The sequence below is a fragment of the Vibrio sp. 10N.247.310.24 genome, assembly GCF_041467175.1.
Taxonomy (GTDB): domain Bacteria; phylum Pseudomonadota; class Gammaproteobacteria; order Enterobacterales; family Vibrionaceae; genus Vibrio; species Vibrio tasmaniensis_A.
This window is the reverse complement of sequence record NZ_JBFSUD010000023.1, coordinates 44,318-62,753: the sequence shown is the minus strand read 5'-3', so window position 1 is coordinate 62,753 and position 18,436 is coordinate 44,318. Positions and strand designations below refer to the sequence as shown.

Annotated in this window: 21 protein-coding genes; 19 read left to right on the top strand and 2 right to left on the bottom strand. The window is 47.4% G+C overall.

All coding sequences use genetic code 11. From position 1 onward, the window contains the following. The 5 genes from AB6E08_RS09755 to AB6E08_RS09735 all read left to right on the top strand — a co-directional run. The coding region (locus AB6E08_RS09755; protein ID WP_032499393.1) for an IS3 family transposase at positions 1-818 on the top strand (818 nt) is incomplete at its 5' end. 291 nt (positions 819-1,109) lie between these two features. Then, on the top strand, positions 1,110-1,598 hold the full coding sequence (locus tag AB6E08_RS09750) for an Hsp20 family protein (protein ID WP_017098606.1): 489 nt from the start codon (positions 1,110-1,112) through the stop codon (positions 1,596-1,598). Between the two features lie 149 nt (positions 1,599-1,747). Next, entirely contained in the window at positions 1,748-1,990 is a 243-nt protein-coding gene (locus AB6E08_RS09745) for a transposase (RefSeq protein WP_032499864.1), read from the top strand. A 188-nt stretch (positions 1,991-2,178) separates the two neighbouring features. After that, complete coding sequence (locus tag AB6E08_RS09740) at positions 2,179-2,886, top strand: hypothetical protein (protein WP_241910257.1); 708 nt, start codon at positions 2,179-2,181, stop codon at positions 2,884-2,886. Positions 2,887-2,943: 57 nt separating this feature from the next. Beyond that, the gene (locus tag AB6E08_RS09735) at positions 2,944-3,204 is read left to right on the top strand and encodes a hypothetical protein (protein WP_017098102.1); all 261 of its coding nucleotides are present in this window, start codon (positions 2,944-2,946) and stop codon (positions 3,202-3,204) included. 242 nt (positions 3,205-3,446) lie between these two features. Here the strand turns inward: AB6E08_RS09735 and AB6E08_RS09730 are convergent, their stop codons facing one another. Together AB6E08_RS09730 and AB6E08_RS09725 are read right to left on the bottom strand one after the other, a co-directional pair. Next, positions 3,447-3,623, bottom strand: a complete 177-nt coding sequence (locus AB6E08_RS09730; RefSeq protein ID WP_157936399.1) for a hypothetical protein — start codon at positions 3,621-3,623, stop codon at positions 3,447-3,449. A gap of 760 nt (positions 3,624-4,383) precedes the next feature. Then, positions 4,384-5,217 carry a hypothetical protein gene (locus AB6E08_RS09725; RefSeq protein WP_372065168.1) on the bottom strand — a complete coding sequence of 278 codons (834 nt, stop codon included), beginning with the start codon at positions 5,215-5,217 and terminating at the stop codon, positions 4,384-4,386. 787 nt (positions 5,218-6,004) lie between these two features. Here AB6E08_RS09725 and AB6E08_RS09720 point away from each other — a divergent pair. From AB6E08_RS09720 to traN, 14 genes are all read left to right on the top strand, one after another. After that, positions 6,005-6,184 carry a TraY domain-containing protein gene (locus tag AB6E08_RS09720; protein ID WP_017097351.1) on the top strand — a complete coding sequence of 60 codons (180 nt, stop codon included), beginning with the start codon at positions 6,005-6,007 and terminating at the stop codon, positions 6,182-6,184. A gap of 343 nt (positions 6,185-6,527) precedes the next feature. Beyond that, positions 6,528-6,893, top strand: a complete 366-nt coding sequence (locus AB6E08_RS09715) for a hypothetical protein (protein ID WP_017098539.1) — start codon at positions 6,528-6,530, stop codon at positions 6,891-6,893. Positions 6,894-6,971: 78 nt separating this feature from the next. Continuing rightward, positions 6,972-7,259: a type IV conjugative transfer system pilin TraA gene (gene traA, locus AB6E08_RS09710; protein WP_102482413.1), complete on the top strand. Its 288-nt coding sequence runs from the start codon at positions 6,972-6,974 to the stop codon at positions 7,257-7,259. Between the two features lie 9 nt (positions 7,260-7,268). Continuing rightward, positions 7,269-7,571: a type IV conjugative transfer system protein TraL gene (gene traL, locus AB6E08_RS09705; protein WP_372065171.1), complete on the top strand. Its 303-nt coding sequence runs from the start codon at positions 7,269-7,271 to the stop codon at positions 7,569-7,571. Between the two features lie 14 nt (positions 7,572-7,585). After that, a complete protein-coding gene (gene traE / locus AB6E08_RS09700; protein WP_016800090.1) occupies positions 7,586-8,161 on the top strand; it encodes a type IV conjugative transfer system protein TraE in 576 nt (191 codons plus the stop codon). After that, positions 8,148-8,933, top strand: coding sequence for a type-F conjugative transfer system secretin TraK (gene traK, locus AB6E08_RS09695; RefSeq protein ID WP_017096434.1), 786 nt, complete (start codon positions 8,148-8,150; stop codon positions 8,931-8,933). Before traE ends, traK begins: the two co-directional genes overlap by 14 nt. Beyond that, positions 8,923-10,467: a TrbI/VirB10 family protein gene (locus AB6E08_RS09690; RefSeq protein WP_305373614.1), complete on the top strand. Its 1,545-nt coding sequence runs from the start codon at positions 8,923-8,925 to the stop codon at positions 10,465-10,467. The genes traK and AB6E08_RS09690 overlap by 11 nt, the downstream gene beginning before the upstream one ends. After that, on the top strand, positions 10,464-10,859 hold the full coding sequence (gene traV, locus AB6E08_RS09685) for a type IV conjugative transfer system lipoprotein TraV (protein ID WP_305373616.1): 396 nt from the start codon (positions 10,464-10,466) through the stop codon (positions 10,857-10,859). Before AB6E08_RS09690 ends, traV begins: the two co-directional genes overlap by 4 nt. Before the next feature lie 13 nt (positions 10,860-10,872). Further along, positions 10,873-11,244, top strand: a complete 372-nt coding sequence (locus AB6E08_RS09680; protein WP_017096872.1) for a hypothetical protein — start codon at positions 10,873-10,875, stop codon at positions 11,242-11,244. A gap of 23 nt (positions 11,245-11,267) precedes the next feature. After that, positions 11,268-13,817 carry a type IV secretion system protein TraC gene (gene traC, locus AB6E08_RS09675; protein WP_102488787.1) on the top strand — a complete coding sequence of 850 codons (2,550 nt, stop codon included), beginning with the start codon at positions 11,268-11,270 and terminating at the stop codon, positions 13,815-13,817. Then, positions 13,768-14,499, top strand: coding sequence for a type-F conjugative transfer system protein TraW (gene traW, locus AB6E08_RS09670; RefSeq protein ID WP_076647800.1), 732 nt, complete (start codon positions 13,768-13,770; stop codon positions 14,497-14,499). The genes traC and traW overlap by 50 nt, the downstream gene beginning before the upstream one ends. A gap of 157 nt (positions 14,500-14,656) precedes the next feature. Further along, positions 14,657-15,667: a conjugal transfer pilus assembly protein TraU gene (gene traU / locus AB6E08_RS09665; RefSeq protein ID WP_016800096.1), complete on the top strand. Its 1,011-nt coding sequence runs from the start codon at positions 14,657-14,659 to the stop codon at positions 15,665-15,667. Positions 15,668-15,920: 253 nt separating this feature from the next. Beyond that, a complete protein-coding gene (trbC, locus tag AB6E08_RS09660; protein WP_305373620.1) occupies positions 15,921-16,634 on the top strand; it encodes a type-F conjugative transfer system pilin assembly protein TrbC in 714 nt (237 codons plus the stop codon). Positions 16,635-16,670: 36 nt separating this feature from the next. Next, positions 16,671-18,398, top strand: a complete 1,728-nt coding sequence (gene traN, locus AB6E08_RS09655; RefSeq protein ID WP_372065179.1) for a type-F conjugative transfer system mating-pair stabilization protein TraN — start codon at positions 16,671-16,673, stop codon at positions 18,396-18,398. Positions 18,399-18,436 lie beyond the last annotated feature (38 nt).

Here is an 18,436-nt window from a genome sequence, read left to right as displayed (position 1 = left end):
GTATGGCTAAGGTGTTCAGAGTTTCTCGAAGTGGGTTTTATTATTGGGTTGAGAACCGCCACAAGGCGATTCAACGTGAGACAGAGCGCCAAAAGTTTGATACCAAGGTAAAAGAAGCCTTTGACGTTAGCAAAGAGCGAGATGGCTCAAGACGTATTCAGAAAGAACTGGCAGAGAGCGGTGATAACCATAATGTTAAGACCATTGCCGCCAGTATGAAACGTCAGGATTTAGTAGCGAAAGCAGCTCGCAAGTTTAAGTGTACAACGGACAGTAAGCATAAAATGCCCGTTGCTCCGAACTTGCTCGCTCAAGATTTTAACGCAACGGCTCCGAATCAAAAATGGGCAGGAGACATCACTTATGTTGCCACAAGCGAAGGCTGGCTGTACTTAGCTGTCATTATTGACCTTTATTCAAGGCAAGTTATTGGTTGGTCTATGGATACGAGAATGACGGCCTCACTGGTCTGTGATGCTTTGTCGATGGCTTTATTCCGTCGAGGGTTCCCTGAGCATGTCATAACTCATAGCGATCGAGGTAGTCAGTACTGTTCGAAAGACTATCGAGACCTCATAAGCACTTATAATTTAAAACAAAGTATGAGTAGAAAAGGGAACTGTTGGGATAACGCATGTGTTGAGAGCTTCTTCCATTCACTGAAAGTTGAAGCAATTCAATATGAGCCAATTATGACGAGAGAGCAGATGCGCCAAACGATCTTCGAGTACATAGAAGTTGATTATAATCGAACGAGAAGGCACAGTGCTCTTGGGTACCTAAGCCCAATGAACTTTGAAAAGCGAAATGTCGCTTAGCTAAGTGTCCAGTCTGACTGGAGCAGATCAACCCGCGTAATTCATATCGTGGAATATTGCCCATCAGAGAGTAGAGAGACCGTCTAATTATGAACTATTTTTGTCTCGTCATTATAGATAGGATATAACAATTTCATATAAAAAAACTAATTCAATGAGAAATTGCTATATAAAAACTATTGAAATAATTGTTCGTAAACACTATAAAAAACCTTGAAAAGGTTGTCTTATCAAGAGGCCTTTTCATCACTCTTGTTTTTATTTTGTATTGCTTCTTATGGAGGATATATTATGAGCTCAATTGACCTATCTCCACTATACCGTAGTAGTGTTGGGTTTGACCGTCTAGCATCATTAATTGATCATGCCATGACCAGTGAAACTGCTATCAACGGTTACCCACCATATAACATTGAAGTTCTAAAAGAGAATCGCTATGCCATCACCCTGGCCGTAGCCGGATTTACTCAGGAAGAGCTTGATATTCAAGTAGAAAAGAGCGTGCTAAGTGTACGTGGGCAAAAATGTGCTGATAAAGAAAATAAATATCTGTATCAGGGTATCGCCAATCGTACATTCGAACGTAAGTTCAACTTAGCTGATTATGTTGAAGTTACGGATGCAGATCTTTCTAACGGATTGTTAACTATTACTCTGGTGAAAGAGATACCTGAAGCTATGAAGCCTAAGTCCATCACTATCAATAAAAACTGTGATGTATTAGAGCATAAGGCTGAAGAGACAAGCACCAAAGATAATAAAGCTGCTAAAGGAGAATGATAGTGTGAAAGCACATTATCATTTTTGAAAGGGGAACGGCTCCCAATCGGGAGCTGTTCTTGTGTCTAAATCTGGGTTCACAATATCCCTATCTGGCAGGGTAGTTGTCACTGTTAAAATTTAACCAGTTTGGGCGATAAAGAGTAATTGTGTCTCGTATCTCAGTAGAAAGAAAAGAAGCTATATTGAAGAAGCTGTTGCCTCCCTATTCGATGTCAGTTAAAGAAGTGTCCGAAGAGGAAGGAATTAGCACTGCGACCCTGTATTATTGGCGCCCGCAACTCAGAAGTTCAGGAGCCACCGTGCCAAAGAGCAACACTTCATCAGAGCAGTGGTCTGCTCAAACTAAACTCGCCATTGTCGCTGAAACCTATTCAATGACCGAAAATTAACTGCTCAAGTTGGTGGACTTAAAGAGGCTATTAGTTCTTATTTTGAGCCGGAAACACAGAAACAAAGCTCGAGCGAGCATTCTGTCAGGACGATTGCTGTTAGTTCTGAAACTGATAATGATTTAGGTATTAGAAGTGGTTCAGCTAAGGATAATAGTAAGAAAACAGCACTGGATTCGGTGAGTTACTTGTCTACACGAGTAACAGCGAATTTAACACCATCACTATCTAGTGAAACAATAAATAAGCTACAAGATGCGCTAAGCGAAGGCAATATTTCATTTAAATTTATTCAGAATATCGCCTTGAATAAAGGGGATCTGAGTCTAGTTCGTGAACTGGCGCTTTCTACTGTCCCTAAACAAGAGAAAAATTATTCAGGGCATCTAGGATTAATAGTGGACTCACTTTCACACAAACGTCCAAATGTAAGCGCCACTATGCAAGGTTTACAAGGTTTTATTGATACATCGGCCTTGCAATGGCATGAAAAAACGGCAAAAAAACCTGAAGACGCGCTTGATGCGAATGCTCATGCTCGTTTTGATGGGGATTTAATGAGTTCAGCTTTGGATCAAATGTCGAAAAGTGACCTGAAAGCGACATTAACGCAATTGGAAGGTGCATTTGGTCAGCGTTTACGAGGCGTTTTTGGGTTGGTTGCTGAAAAAGTTCCGTCGTCAGATTTGGCGCAAGGTGACAATGTTTTAATCTCGACTGCCATGCGTTTCAGTGGCCTAGTAGAAGGCTTGATGACTGCTTTGAGTGAAAAGTTGGGTGAAGCGACCGACGTTCGGTTCAAGGATTGTGATTTCGTTAGTGAGCTTTCAGAACTAACAGCGATTGAGAAGGCGGCATTAATCAAAGTAGGAATTAAAGAAGAAATGTTGCTCTAATTTTCCCTTCGAGCGGTAACGACTGTTTTTATAATTCACACATAATGGAGGTTTTCTGTGTCAAAATGGCCGATTAGTTTTTTATTTGAGAAGAATCAATCTCGCCTGGAAGTCGCTGTTATTGACTTGGATGTAAAGCAAAGGATAAGTGATTTTTATCAGCTTGCTCAAAAACGATACTTGTTAGAAGAATTTTTATTACTTCTAAATCGTAGTCAATACAATGTTTTTCAAAATGACGTACTCTCTTGCCTTTATCGCTTGGGTATAAAGAGAGTCGATTTAAAAGTGGGCAGTAAAACGTTGAATATTTTATAAAACTCTGACCAGAACGTTATATAAGGGCTTCAAGGAAGGTAATAACCGTAGTCTTTCGGTCTTTTTTGTGACGTTGTCACAATGAAAGTTGGGTGAGGCGATCATTCCCCTCACTCAATTAGTACCTGAATATGATAACAATAAGGCCGATGGGTAGTCGTCGCTAAACCAAGACAACAACATATAACGCTCCTAACTGTTCATTAGATGAGTAGTACAAAGGTCTGTGAGATCCGATACAGTTAGGCTTGCGATGGATATTCTTTCTCTACATTACTCTTGTGGCCAATCACCAAATGCACTGTAGGGTTCTGTGGTTTAACTGAAATTGCGATTTTCATGTTCATGTTACGGTTGTTTTGCAAGTAACCGACCGCCGCATTTAGTTCTGGAACATACTGAGCCACACCCACCGACACTCCACCTTCCGTTGTTTGAGTGAAAAATAGGAAGTGTCATATCCGTCCTTTTCTCTTCTAGTAACCCATGTGTTTTTCTAGGCTAACAGCGTAAGAAGAGAAACACCTCGAAGTAATACTAATTTATGCTCCCTGAGTTTGAATTACCCTCTGACGCTGATAAATCGAAACGCTAATCTTAGTATTCAAGGGGCCATTCATTTTGTAAAGCAGTAAGCTTAAGCGGCTGAATAAGAACCGTGACCATTTAATGAAATTAAGAAGAAAGCCTCTCACAGCGCCATACTGCTCTTTTTAGGCTGCAATATTGACAGCACTAAAAACCCTCGCCCTGCTAAGCCATACCATCCGGATGAAGGTGGACGTTAAGTAAGGAGATGATGAAAGGGAGCCACCTGACTCAGCGTTTAATCGAAGAAGGTCCCTGTCGTATGACAAAAGAAGGTTGCCGCGCCGTTTTTTTTGCTTGTCCTTAAGTATTTATTTTTCTATTGATTTAATTATTTATCTTTATACGTAGTGTTCATAAGCGCAGCCCCTTATTGATGGCCATTGTAGCGGTCTTTTTTATCCTTCCTTTCTTGCACGGCCTTTCTTATAAAAAACCGTGAATAGAGAAATCCCTTCCGAATGAGACTGCGTGCGCAAGATAACCCTGAATAACCTGTTGGGAGAAACCAGAAAAATGAGAGATAGAGCAGGGTAGGCTAAGGTTCAGACGTGCTGATCCCTCCGCCTTCGCGGAGACGAACGTGTCTTTTTAATTAGGGGCCAGGTCCGGTTGATACTCACTAAAGAAGGCTGAGGTTGATTGCGCATAGGTGTTTAACGTTGACGCATTGAAGATCTCTTGTATCCCTGACGCTATCTTACGGAAAGAGAGCCATTGAAAGCTCAGTCCTTTCTTTGTCTGGCGTTCCCGTGTTGCGAGGATCAATTCGCTGATGTTGGTGTAACGCACGACTTTTAAGTCATTAAAGAAGCGAGGTGTAAACTGTTTGTACGCGGGTGCACTGCGTATCGTCCCTTCGTCTTGGTCGACACACACATTGATCCGCTCACTGTGAAAATAGCTGGCACGCTTTAGATACTTCACCGCTTTAGCAAAGGACTTCGGCGAAATAAACTCTCCAAAGCGCAACGCATAATCTTCTTGAAGCTGGTCGTAGCTGATGGTTTTCAATCCCGCTTCGGTGGGCAAACCGATGCGCCCTCCAATGAGGTCTGTGTTCGGCAGAGTGCACGCTAATACTTTCGCAATTAAGGTGCGACACTGCACATTATTCACCGCTTCACCGCCCCATGCATTAAGTGACGGGAAACGATTGGGGTTGGTAATAAATTCTTCACACCCTTTTAAGATCCGCGCGTATTCTGGCGGTAGGGTTTCTACCTTACCGCTTCGAAGCAACCGGCGAGACTTGAATCCGATCTCAAAAGGCGTCTTAGGGTTCCGCGCGTTCTCTTCTTCAACGACACGTTGATACAATTCAATCAAATCCAGTTTGCGAGCCTTACGCTTACGGCGATACTGCGCATCGTAACTCGATTTATCGAGCGGGGGAGGGGAGGAGTCGTGTCCAGGCGTCTTCATAACATTCACCGTCCACGTTTAAAACACATAGCACTTCATCCCGAGGGATAAACAAGCGGTGTGATTGAGAATGTGTTGTTTGGGCTTTAGCCCACGCCAAGGCTGAGTCAAAGGAGTCATATTTTGAGGTCCAACAGTTTTTAGAGCTGTTCGGATTGGTCGTCCAAACGGTGAAATTTCAACCTATCTCAACCGAGAAAAGAAATCAAACGCTGGTTTTTTAGACACAAAAAAGCCGTCTACTGTTGGGGAGACGGCTTTTTTGCAAGTGCTATATGGTCAGAGTACCACCTCTAACACACTCTAAATCTTAGAAAAAACACACTACATAGGGCACTACTGGTTAGCAGCCAATGTAGTGTGTTTTAACCTTAACGACCTAAAGCAAGTATAGCGCAGCGTCGCCTGATATTTCAATCTTTAAGTAACCTTGTGGTTTTTCCCTTTACATAATCTAAATAATACGCACGGATAAAAAACCGATAAATAACAAAAAGATAACAAATAACCTTAGAAAAATTTATAGCACATTGAGGGAGTGAAATTAAAATAATTAATATATTAATTATGTCTAATAACAATAGCGCCAACATTAAAAACCCATTTATTTTCTTTAAAATCAGCACCTTAATTTGGTGCGTATTATTTAGATTATGTTAAATTCAAGAAATGATAAGTAAGTCACAAACTCAACAAAATTAGACGCCAGTGAGCGATTACATGACATCATTGATGTTTCGGTCTAAACGAGAGCGTTTCGGTTTTTTCTATTTAGGAAGACTTTTGTATGAATTTTAAATCAGAATGTAGGGTTGAGAACAAGGAAGTCGGTATCGCTTTTAATCTCTCATCAAAGGCGAATAAAACGTTAACGCTCTCGGCGAAAAGAGCAGAGCGGGCCAAAAAGCGCGAAGGGAAACTTCGATTAGAAGATCACCTCAAACGTTTTCCTAATTGGTCGCTGTAACGAATGAGATTGCCGTCTGGGATTATTACCTCAGATGGCCTCGAAGGTGGGCTGCCTTCACGATTGCAAAAAGCGCCGCAGAGGGGCGCAGGCCTGCGTAATATGCCTAACAAATTCAGGAGCCCTCTCTGGGGCGACGTCCAAGGCTGTTTTTCTACTCAATTAAGCACGCTGGTTGAGTGGTGAAATAGAGTTACTTGGGAATACCAGACACCACATCCTTTGGATGTGCGCATTCTACTACAAGAATGCTCAAGCCAGTTTGTAGCACGGCTCTTGAAAGAGAGCCCATCGTTTTGTTTTTTAAAAGAACAAAACAATGTCCTAACAAGGAGTGTGAACGATGCAGATTATCTACGGATATTGTCGTGAAGATGAGGCCGTGAGTTTATTAGGCCACTTTGTTGAACAAGGTGATTTTGTCAGCGTCAAAGAACTGGGAACGGTTGGGCGTGAACACATGGCGTTTGCCGCTTTGTTGCCTTTTACTGGGCACCTTGCATTTCCTTTCTGTTGGAAGGGCGTTCATTTGGTTGCGGTTCAAAAACAAGCTCAGTCAGTTAATCGTCTCACTCTCCCAACCTCAAATAATGCTTGTAAAAAACGTTATCGGAAGCTTAAGAACACCATCATTAGCGCTCAAAATTGGAAGCAACATGTGAGCCGTAATCGTGGTTTGAAGTACGCGAAATCTTCGATGTTTTCTTAAGGATGTGGGAGGGAGCCCCCTTTCCCTCCATCCTGACCATGTACTTGATAAATTTATCACTCAATAAGGATATTTATTATGAAAACACGCACCCAGCGCACCCTCCTTGTCGGGCTTGGCGTTGCTGTCTCGACACTTCTTATCACTCAGCCCGCTCTGGCTGCCGATATCTTCGCGTCAGGTAAACAAGCCATGAAAGACTCGGCGGGCAAAGGCTCTGCGGTTGAAACCGCGATGCTGGGGACTGGGCTTGCGGGGGCGGTCGTTACTGGACTGATGAGCCGTAACTGGTTTGCGGCCGTTGGCGGGTTCATTGGTGGCTCAGTCTTGTGGAATGTTGGAGCACCACTCGTCGGCTTAGGCTAAGGAGTCACAATGGAAGACCCTCATCAGTTTTTTTCTATTCCAAAACACATGAACAAAGGTCGTCGCTGGCTCGGGTTCCCAGTTGATGAACTCGTGCCTGCCCTCTGCATTTTTGGCCTCTCATTCTGGCTTAAACACGAAATGATAGGACTGACGTTATCGCTGGCTTGGTTTGGGGGATTACGTTACATCAAAGCGCAATACGGTGACAGCATCGTTACCCTGTCACTTTATTGGTGGGGGGCTTCCTTTGTCCATCCCACCCTCTTTAAGCGTACCCCCTCAGCCTGTCGTCGTTACTGGATTTTCTAAGGAGACCCTTCATCATGGATCCGTTTGTTAAACGGGATAAGCTGGCCGTCAAAAGCCTCCTCAATCTTTTTTTGAGTGCAGGTTTTCTTGTCATGCTTATCACTAACCTGGTGTTGGGTTACACCAGTTATCAAGCTCTTACCCATCAAAGCCGAACCCTCGTCCCGCCCACCCTCTCTCAAGCCTTTACGGTGTCAGATGGCGCGGTCGATGAACCTTATCTTGAGCAAATGGCGGATTATCTTCTCTACCTGAAACTCAACATCACGCCGGCAAGCGTTGGACGTCAGTTTGGTCAGTTACTTGAATATTTAGACGAGACAAGCTGGTACAACGTTCAACCTAAGCTGCTTCGAGAAGCCACGGTGGTTAAAAAAGATAACATCAGCAGCCAATTTTCTGTCGAGTTGGTCCGAATTTCTCTCGACACTCTCCAAGTACAACTCTACGGGAAACTCCAAAAGCACGTAGGCCAACGCGCACTAGATCCGGAGATGAAGTGGTATCAAGTCAACTTTAGCTATGACCAAGGCGTCATAGGTTTACTCTCCATTGAAGAAGTCGAGGTCAACACCGATGAATCTTTATGAGCAATCATTCACCCCATCGCAGCAATGGCACCCTTATTTTTTATCCATCGCGCTTTGGGTGGTCTTTTTCATCCCCTCTTTTGCCCTGGCTGAAAATGCCGCCATGGTGAGCTATGAGTTTGACGAAGGCGACACGATCCCCTTGTCACTCTCTTCCATTAACGTGAACCGTTTACTGGTCAACAATGACCGTATTATTTCGATCGTCTGCCCGAAAGGGTTTTGCACCTCAACGGGCAACCAAAAAGACGCTTCCGGCTCCATCACCTTAAAAATTAACCTTCCCTTACCGTTTACCGCGCACCTGACGACAGAGAAAGGGCGATTGTTTGCGCTGTTTATTACCCCCAAAGCTACACCATCTTTGGTCACGGAGTTTGTTTGGTCGCAAAATTACAAAGAGCAGCAAAGCCCGATTGAGCAGGCGGCGGATTATCCCGCCGCCATGACAGCGCTCACCAAAGCCATGATACGTTTTGTCCATGATGGCGCTCCCATTGCTGGTTTTAAACGTCACGACGTTGATCCCAAAACCTTACCCAAAGATGAAGCGTCGCTGGCCATCATCCCTCAAACGGTCTTCGTGGGCCGTCATTATTCTGGGGTGGTTTATCAGCTCAAAAATCAAAGCCGCAGTGACATGGCGCTGACCACCGCGCAGTTCTACAGCTATTCCGCACGCTCAGCCGCGCTCGATGCCTATCAATTAAAACCTGGGCAAACTACCACGCTCTATCTCATTACTGGAGGAGGCGCCACCCATGCTCGATAAACAAAAAGACGCCTTGGGCCGTTTTAAGAAACGCGTCTTCAAAGACACCGACGGGGACTTTGAAGACGGCGGCACGATCAATGCCGTGACAAGAAAGCGCAATCGCACCATTACGCTCACGGTATTGCTGATATTGACCGCCCTGGCTTTTGTTGTTTGGCGGTTAACACTGTCTCCCCAAGCGCCAAGCAAGGGCATTCAAGATGTCGGATTTGGCGCTGTCGTCACCGATGATTTTACCGACAAAGACAACCAGTCCGCCCTGACGTTTCAACAAGACAAAATCAACCAAATAGAACAAAGCTTAGCGCGGTTTGAAGGCACATTAAGTCGCTTTGGACAAAGCTTAACCTCTGAGTTAGAGAACATTAAAAAGGCCAATGAGCGCGATACAAAATCGCAACTGACAGAGCTTGAGCAGCAGATGCAACAAAAGCTCGATGAAGTTGACGCGCTCAAGGCGCAGCTTGAGACGCAATTAGCCTCACCCCTCAAGGCAGGCGATCCTTCGACTCAACACGGCATCGAGACCAACCAGGGAGACACCTTTGGCCAATACAAACTGCCCCCAAGACCGGCCATTAATAGCAACATGGATAACGCCAAGGTGAATGAGTTCCAGTACCAAGAGCAAGATGATGTGGCCTTTAGTGGTGATGCCTTTGATAGCTTTGAATTTCACTGGCAAGCCAGTGTCGAGGAGAAACAATCCCGTCGCACGACCGATAACTACGTGCCAACCGGCACCTTTGTGACCGCCGTAATTACCGGCGGCGCTGATGCTAATGGGGGCGTCTCTGGACAAGGGGATACCTCACCGATTGTCTTTCAGACAGTCAATCAGGGGGTCTTACCCAACGGTCAGGCCTCTAAATTGAAGGATTGCACGATCACCGGCGCCGTCTACGGTGAGATCTCATCCAGCCGCGGCGTCGCTCGCACCAGTAGAATGAGCTGCATACAACCCAATGGCGATATTCTCGATATCCCCGTCAATGCGACCGTGTTTAACTTTGGTCGCAATGGTATTCGCGGTACCACCATTTTGAAAAACGGTAAGATCGTTCAAATGGCCGGCATTGCGGGGATCTTGCAAGGCGTAGGGGATGCAGGTAAAGCGCTGGCACAAACCACGACACCGACGGCGCTCGGCCCAAGTCAAAGCATCAACAGCGATAAAATTGGCTTGAATCTGCTTGGCGGCGCCACGGAGAACGTTGGCAGCAAATTGGCGGACTACTACATCAAACTGGCCGAACTCTATCATCCGATAGTGGAAGTCAATCCTGGTGCCATCGTCAATATTGTCTTTTTGGAAGGCTTTCCATTAGATCCATTGCTGGCCGATGAATACGAAACGCGCATGAATGAGCAGCGTGAGCAAGTCTCCAACAGCAATCAGCTCTTGGATGTCATCACCAACGCCTCCTCTTTTCCACCAACCACTCAAACCGCCCCCATCAACCCATTAGCGCAAAAAATCACCCAACAAGGGTTAAGCCGCGTGGGCTTTGGGCGTGAGGAATCACCATGAATAGGCACGCTTTGTTTTCACTATCGATACTCTTAGGTCTGACCGGTTGTAGCGCGGGCTTTGAGAGCGAATACAGTTGCGATCAGGTCGGCGGCGTTTCAGGTTGCGTCACCATGAGCGAAGTTCGAGACAACCTATACGGTTATACCGGAGGCAGTGGTAACGCCACGGTCTCTTCTCAAGCGCGTCTCGCCCCACCTTCCGCCTTTACCTTACTGCCAAGGCGCAATCGAGAGGGGGAGCCAGAGCGAAGCCAAGAAGACGTTAAAAAACTCACCGTCTTCCCTTTCATCGACAAAGACAATCACTACATCGATACGATGGATGTTTACTTTGTCTTAGACGATAGCCGTTGGTCTGGGCGCCCTGCGCGCGCGATTTGGAAAGATTGATTAGGAAAAAATAATGAAACGAACCTTAAAAATCATTGTTATCACGGGCGCGATATTATGGGGCGCATTACTGAGCAGCGCCTTGGCACAAGTGGCGCAGTTTATCACCTCGCACGATGACGCCAGAGATCACGTTGTGGCGCGCTACATCGAGTCTCAGCCCTCTCTAGATAAGGGGGCGCTCCATCAAGCGGTCCAAGATTGTGCCGTGCACCCTAACATTAAAATCGAAAAAGAGATCGCTTCAGAGACGCGCCTTTCTCCACTCAAACTCAGCCTATACGAATGCTTACAAAAAAAAGGGCATCGTGAGCTTGCTCACCGCCTTCAACTCAGTGATGAAGCAATGCAAAGTGTCAGTTGGCCATTGTCTTTGTTTTGGTAAAAAATAGAAAAAGGGGTCCCCCCATGTTTTCCACCTCACGCAGTGGCTTATCCGCCTTATTTCAAGAGGCCAAGCAAGCCCAAAACCACCTTCACCATGAACTGCCGTATCGAGATTACGATCCCATTGAGCGGGTGTTCGACAATACCCACTCTCGCGGTTTTGGCTTTAAAATCAGTGTCCTTGGGGGCGCTAACGACGATTTAATTCAGTCGTTAAGCCACCTCATGGGGGATTTGCCTGCAGGAGATAAATGGGACTATCAAGTGCAGCTGTTTGGTCACAACCGAGTGGCGCACTATCTCGAAGGAAACCAAGCTCTACTCAGTCAGCGAGGCGGTATCTGCCAGAAGCTGGCTAACGATGACGCCATTTACGCCCACTACGCCGCGCAGCACGGTTTTTTACACCGACAAAAAAACAATCGCTTTGATTTGCGCGATTACGACGCGTTCTTTTTTGTCTCCACCACGGAAAAAGACCCACAAGAGCTGCTTGATGCGCGAATGACTCTAGAGACAGGACTGGCGCAGCTTGGTTTTGATTTACTGCCCGTCACGCCTGAGATGTTGCTGACCGATGTGAGTGATATCTTAAACTTTGATAAACGACAAGACCGGCCAAAGGAAAAAGGCTACAACCCGTTAGAGCCTTTGAACCTGCAAGCCCTCTCTCCCGATACCGAAGCGTTAACGCATCGTGGCCATATCGCCACCCGTCATACCAATGACCAAGGGGAGGAGGTGCGCACACGGCTGGTCAATTTGGGACTTTCTCGTCTGCCTGGGGATTATCGCTTGTACGCCTTACCTGAGGCCTTTTCTTCTCTTCGCAACGTTTCTCGTAATATCACTTGCCCTCACCGCGTCACGTTGAGCTTTCGTAATGAGCCAACCGGTAAGCAAAATGCGGATAACGATAATAAGATAAAAGACTTAACCAAGACGGTGAACAGCCAAATGGCGCTGCTGGCTCCAACAGCGGAAGATGAGCTCAAAGAGCGAAAAGCCCTACAAAAAGGTCTGTTGTCTAAAGAGTTTACCATTGCGTCTATGGTACTCACGGTCTCCCTGTTTACCGATAAGACCCACCAGAAAAAAGACACCCAAGCGGCGAAGGAGTCATTCAGCCATGCTGGCCTTGATATCATTCCCCTGAAAATGAATCAGCCACAAGCGCTGCTTTCAACGTTGCCTTTTATGATGAGCGAAGGGTTGTGGGGCGATTGTAAAAAAGCCGGCCGAGTTCGCACGTTAAAAAGCTCTAATCTGGTGAACCTCTTCCCTCTCATCATGGATTTTTGTCAGTTAAAAGGCGGCGTATTACTGCCCACGATGCGCCAGCAAATTTCTTTCTTTAACCCTTTCACCTGTGGCAGTGATAACCAAAATATCGCACTGACTGGCGGCTCAGGCGCAGGGAAAAGCTTTCTGGTTCAAGAGATTGCCGAAACGGTTTACGCCATGGGCGGTAAAGTGTGGATCCTCGATAAAGGGGCCAGCTATAAAAAATTGACGCTCAGCCTTGGGGGGACGTACATGACGCACGCCAACATCTTCTTAAATCCCTTCACGCATTTAGGCGCCATGCAAAGTGCTGAGTTTGAGTTTGTGGATGATGACGGTAGACCGGTCGACCCCATGATGGAAGCGCTCGATAATATCACGGCGTTGTTTGCCACCATCGCGTCACCCTACGTCCCACTGACGGCGTTTCAACAAAGCGTCTTAGGCGATGCGATAGTGACGGCATGGGAGCGTAAAGGTAATCAAGCCTTGGTGGATGATGTCAGAGACGCCTTGATTGAGATTGCTGGAGAAGAAAGCGACCGACGCATCAAAGACATTGCGGTGCAACTGAAAAAGTTCTGCACCGACGGCATGTACAAAGATGTGTTCAACAAGCCCTCCATGCTCGACCCCAGTGTGGAAATCACCACGCTGGAGCTGGATGGGTTTCCGCCTGCTGTGCTCAGACCCGTGATTTTTGCGTTGATGGTGTCGATTAACCAGCAGATGTACCTGGCTGGCTCTCGCTCTACCCCAAAGCTGTGCATCATTGAAGAAGCCTGGAGCCTCCTCTCTGGGGCAAACGAGCAAGCGAGGGAGTTCATCAACACCGGTTATCGCACCGCCCGTAAGTTCGGCGGCGCTTTTTGTACAGTGACTCAAGGGATTGAAGACTTCTTTAGCAACGAGGAAGCCAAAGCCTGCTACAACAACTCCGATATCCACATCATTCTTCGTCAAGGGGAAGGGTTTGATGAGTATCTGATCCAAAACCCGGATGCCTTCTCACCGTTTGAGCAGCGCCTCATTAAAAGTTTCGCTCCGTCTGCCGAAGCGGGATACAGCAGTGCGCGCATCAAAGCGGGTGGCCATGTCACCTATCACCGCTTTTTCGCCTCTCCGGTGAAACGCGCCATGTTCTCAACCGAGCCTAAGGAGTTTGAGTATTGTGAAAATCTTTATAAACAAGGCCACTCACTGGAGCGCGCCATTGAGCAAACCTCTAGGCACTTTTATGGCAAAGACATTGACGCCTTTAATCAAGCCATTGGGGCGAGCGCTTAAATCCCCCCTTTTTCTTTTGGTCGCTGGACTGGCAACGACAAATGCCGCTGGAAAGAACTTGGGCCAAGTGGCCCCTATCTTCCCCATCGGTGAGATTGACATGCTGGAGTGGATTGACCAAAGACTGAAAGGGTTTGAGGCCAGTGGTCAATTAGCGGACATGCAAAACGAGTTCACGGAGCGCGCCAAGCAAAGCATTGAAAACCCACCGCCCGTTGCAGGCTTAACCACCACGATCAACCCCCGCACCTTTTACGTTGACCCAAGCATCACCCTCCCTAAAGACATTATCGCCCCCACTACAGGAGCCGTGATTGCCAAAGCGGGCACCAGAGTGAACCCCTTTGAACCCCGCACTTGGCCAAAGGTCGACGGTCAAAACGTTCTACCACGATTTGAGTTAAGTAAGGTGCTGGTCTTTTTTGATGCCAGAGACGCGCAGCAACGAAGGTTCGCCAGCGAGTATCAAAACGCCAAGCCAATCAAGTGGGTACTGACAGGAGGCAGCCCGAATAAAATGGCGACCTTATTGGACGCAAGAATGTATTTTGCGCAGCAAGGCCACTTAACCCAATCGCTTAACATTACTCACGTCCCAGCGATTGCCTACCAAGAAGGCACGCGCTGGCGCATCGATGAGGTGAACGTATCGGGTTTGCACCCCTTGGCGATAGAGCAATAACAATGACATCGCATTGGAAGTGCGCACCTCCCTTGATCATGCTTCCAGTATGACGCTTTTTTCTCTTAACCAAGCTCGCTTTTGGCGGCGATAATGGGGCGAAGCCTCTTGTCGAGACAAAAGGAGTACCACGCTCGGCGTGGAAAAAGGACACCCCATGACACAACGACACTTTCGTTTACTGTTGTGCTGCCTATTGGTTTTTATTGCCCCATCAACCCTAGCAGCCAGTGCGGCGTGTAAAAGCCGTTTTATTAACCCCATGACCGATATTTGTTGGGATTGCTTGTTTCCGATGACGATAGGCTCAGCCACCGTCATGCCCTCTAAGTACCCCGATACGCCCAATCCCACACTGCCTATCTCTTATTGCCCTAAACCGCCGCCTATCTTTGTGCAAATAGGCATCAACATTGGCTATTGGGAGCCTTATGCCTTAACCGATATCACGCGCGTCCCTTACTGTATGGTGAACATGGGCGTGCAAATGTCCGGCGCTAACACTCAGCGTATCGGTGGGCGCGTGACCGCCCGTGAGAGTGACAGCAGTGACGGAGGCTTTTATCACGCCCATTGGTATAAGTACCCCGTCATTTATTGGCTGCAACTGATGCAATCCACCGCCTGCATGGCCACGGACGTTTTTGATGTGGCCTACATGACGGAAATTGACCCACTTTGGGACGACGATGAGTTATCCCTCATTCTCAATCCCGAAGCGTTACTGTTTGGTAACTTGGTTGCGCAGCTTGCTTGCGTGCCCGAAGCCCTGTTGACCTCCACTAACGCTGCCTTACCTATTGATGCTTTATTTTGGTGTTTAGGCTCACAGGGCAGTGCCTATCCGCTCACCGGCACCACCAACTATCGAGACACGCCCATCCAGGCGGCGACACTCTTGATGGAAAAGCTGAACTACAAACTGCACCGGCAAGGAATCATCTGGGAGACGCGCGGCGAAGATGGCGCGATTTGTTATCAATATCCCGATCCTATTTTGCCAAAATCTCGTTATCGGTATCAAATGTCAGGGCCTATTCCCGATGCCGCCTGGTGTCACCCGTACACCACGACAACCACACTCTGGGAAGCCGGCCATGACAACCCGGTGACAGGGGATAACTTTGGTTTTGTACAATGGCGAAAGCGCAACTGTGTCTTTTTATAAGGTGACGCGATGATGCCCATTCTTCCCCACAAAAATGAAACGGACCTATTTATTGCCAGTCACCCTGACTCCCTTACCGATTTTTTAAAAACAGAGATCGCCAACAACAAGCACATTTACTGCTGTTTCCCGCTCTCGCAGTTTTGCTTCTCGTTTTGTCGCGATCTCAATGCTCGTAAGGTGCTGTCAATCAGCTTCCAAAACGCTCACACCCTCTACCCACCCTTTCAGCGGCCATAATGAAGAGGTTACTATGACCATTCCATCTTTTGAGAGCACCTTTAGGCGCTCTCTTGTTTTTCTGTGTTTTTTTATTGCGTTACCCACCCAGGCTTACACTGAGCAAGAGCTCAAAGCTTTTGCCAAGCTTGAGCAAAAAATGACTCAACAACCGGAGGCGGCGAAGACGTGGCCTACGGACGACATACAAAATAAAGCCCAGGCTTATCGAGAAGAAGCGCTGACTCTCAGCCGCAAGGTTCAAGATTTGATACAAGAAGAGAGTCTTTCCCCTTTATTGGGGCGACAAAAACCCACGCGCCACCCTGACCAAGCCCCAAAAGGGGTGATGGTGTTTGTGTCACTCACCATGCCCAAGACCGCGCTCAAGCAGCTTCTGATGCAAAGTGCCCACTTAGGCGTGCCACTGGTGATACGCGGTGTCTTACCTGAAGGTTTTCCGGCCACGGTCAAGCGAATCGAGGCCTTGATACGCTCACCCAATAAGGCGCCCATTCAAAGCGGCTTTTCCATCAGCCCCGATTGGTTTAAGCAATTTGATATTCAGCACGTACCGGCCTTTGTTTCGGTCAAACAAAACCGCTGCTTACCTAAGCAGCCTTGCAAAGCCAGTGACTACGACATCCTTTACGGCAACATTTCACTTTACCAAGCTCTGGATTACCTCGCGGCCGGGGATGCGCAGCAAAACATTCACCCACTGTTGCGCACGCTCTATGCCCAATAACCCTCTCTCACCCCAATTTTTGATGAGGTGCTCTATATGCGCATTGACCTCTGGGCTGCGCTCACGCTCAGTTTTTTATCTACTCTCGCTCTTGCCAGCGAACAACACACCTTTACCGAGAGCGCCAATTGGGCGAAGCAAACGGCAAGCCAAGCTCTCACGCCTCATGCGCTTCCGCTCAATGTCGATGACTATTGCAAAGACGCCACGTGTCGACAAGAGATCCGCAGTCCAAAAGAGTCAAGACTGTCAGACGGTGATATCAATGCACAAAAAGGGACAGAGTTTGTGACCAATGGATTGGCTCAAGACATCAACGCGAACTTCAATAAAGGTCGACCCGATGTTAAAGACGACCCGGCGATGCGCTTTGCCTTACTTGGCCAAGAGAATGCTTTTGAAATCACTCATGGTATCTCAAATGCCTATGTGGATTGTGAGAGCGGCTCCCAATGCGTCATCGATAACATCACAAAACAATGTCACCGACCGACTCACAACCCGGTCCCGTGTGACAAAGTCCCTGTCGCCTCCGTGGTCACCAGCAAGGTGATCTACCGTTGTCCATCCGGCTGGACAAAACAAGGGATTGATTGCCAACGCCCCTTCCCACAATGCCGATACAATAATAAACATTATGTGAGGCAAACGGGAGGTGATGGCATTTTTTCATCGTCAGGAACCACGTATTTATGGGGCGGGAAGCAAGTCTCTCCCAACCAAGGCTACACGCTTGGCGAGTTAAAACAGACCGATCACGTTAATTGGCAAGCGAGCGAACACTGGGATAAACGCTACGAGATTTGTCGACCCACCACACAAACGAAAAAAGCCACGCTAAGCTGCTCAAACGGGTTCACCTTATCCGGCGGGAACTGCATCAAGAACACCATGACCTGGCGAACACAATGCCGCCTGATGAATTCGTGCAATGTCACTCATCAGCAATGCATTGAAGGTCGAGCCACCCGCACCATTAATGGTATTCCCACCACGCTCAATTGTTGGAAATATCGGATAGACCATCATTGTGACCGCCCTAATACCTGCGCAAACCTCCCGAAAGACTGTACGACTCAAACTCAACATTGCCGCCTTAAGCAAAATGGGGTGTGCATCGAGCAAGAGGTCACAAAGCGTTGTGTTGAGAAGACATGCCGAGCCACTGATCTGCAATGTGGGGAGCACTCCTTCTGTCTTGACGGGGAGTGTTACGAGGAGGCGCCCAAATTGAATAACAATTTTGATAAGTCCGTTGCGGCACTGGCAGGGCTTGCCGAAGCCGTGAAAGACATCGGCGACCCACCCAAAATATTCACGGGAAAGCCGATGAAGTGCAGTAAGAAACTCGCGGGCTTCAACGATTGTTGTAAAGACTCAGGATGGGGGCAAGGATTGGGAGCGAAATGCAGCGAAGCGGAAGAAGCGCTGGGGGAAGCCAAAGAGAAAGGCTTAACCCTGTACGTGGGGCAATACTGCGCCAAGAAAGTGCTGGGTGTCTGCACCCGTAAAAAGCGCAGTTACTGCGTTTACGACAACAAGCTGGCCAAAATCATCCAAGAGCAAGGGTCTCTTCAGCAACTGGGTAAACGGTTAGGCAGTGCTAAAAATCCCACCTGCGCCGCCATTACGCCCGAAGAACTGGGTCAAATCAATTTTGAACACATTGATTTTAAAGAGTTCTACCCGGAAATGCGTGCCAACACCAAGCTCCCCAACTTTGATGAAATCAAGCAACGACTTCAAAGTGCCACGGGCGGATAACAGGCGGCTCTATACCAACGGCACACCATGACATACAC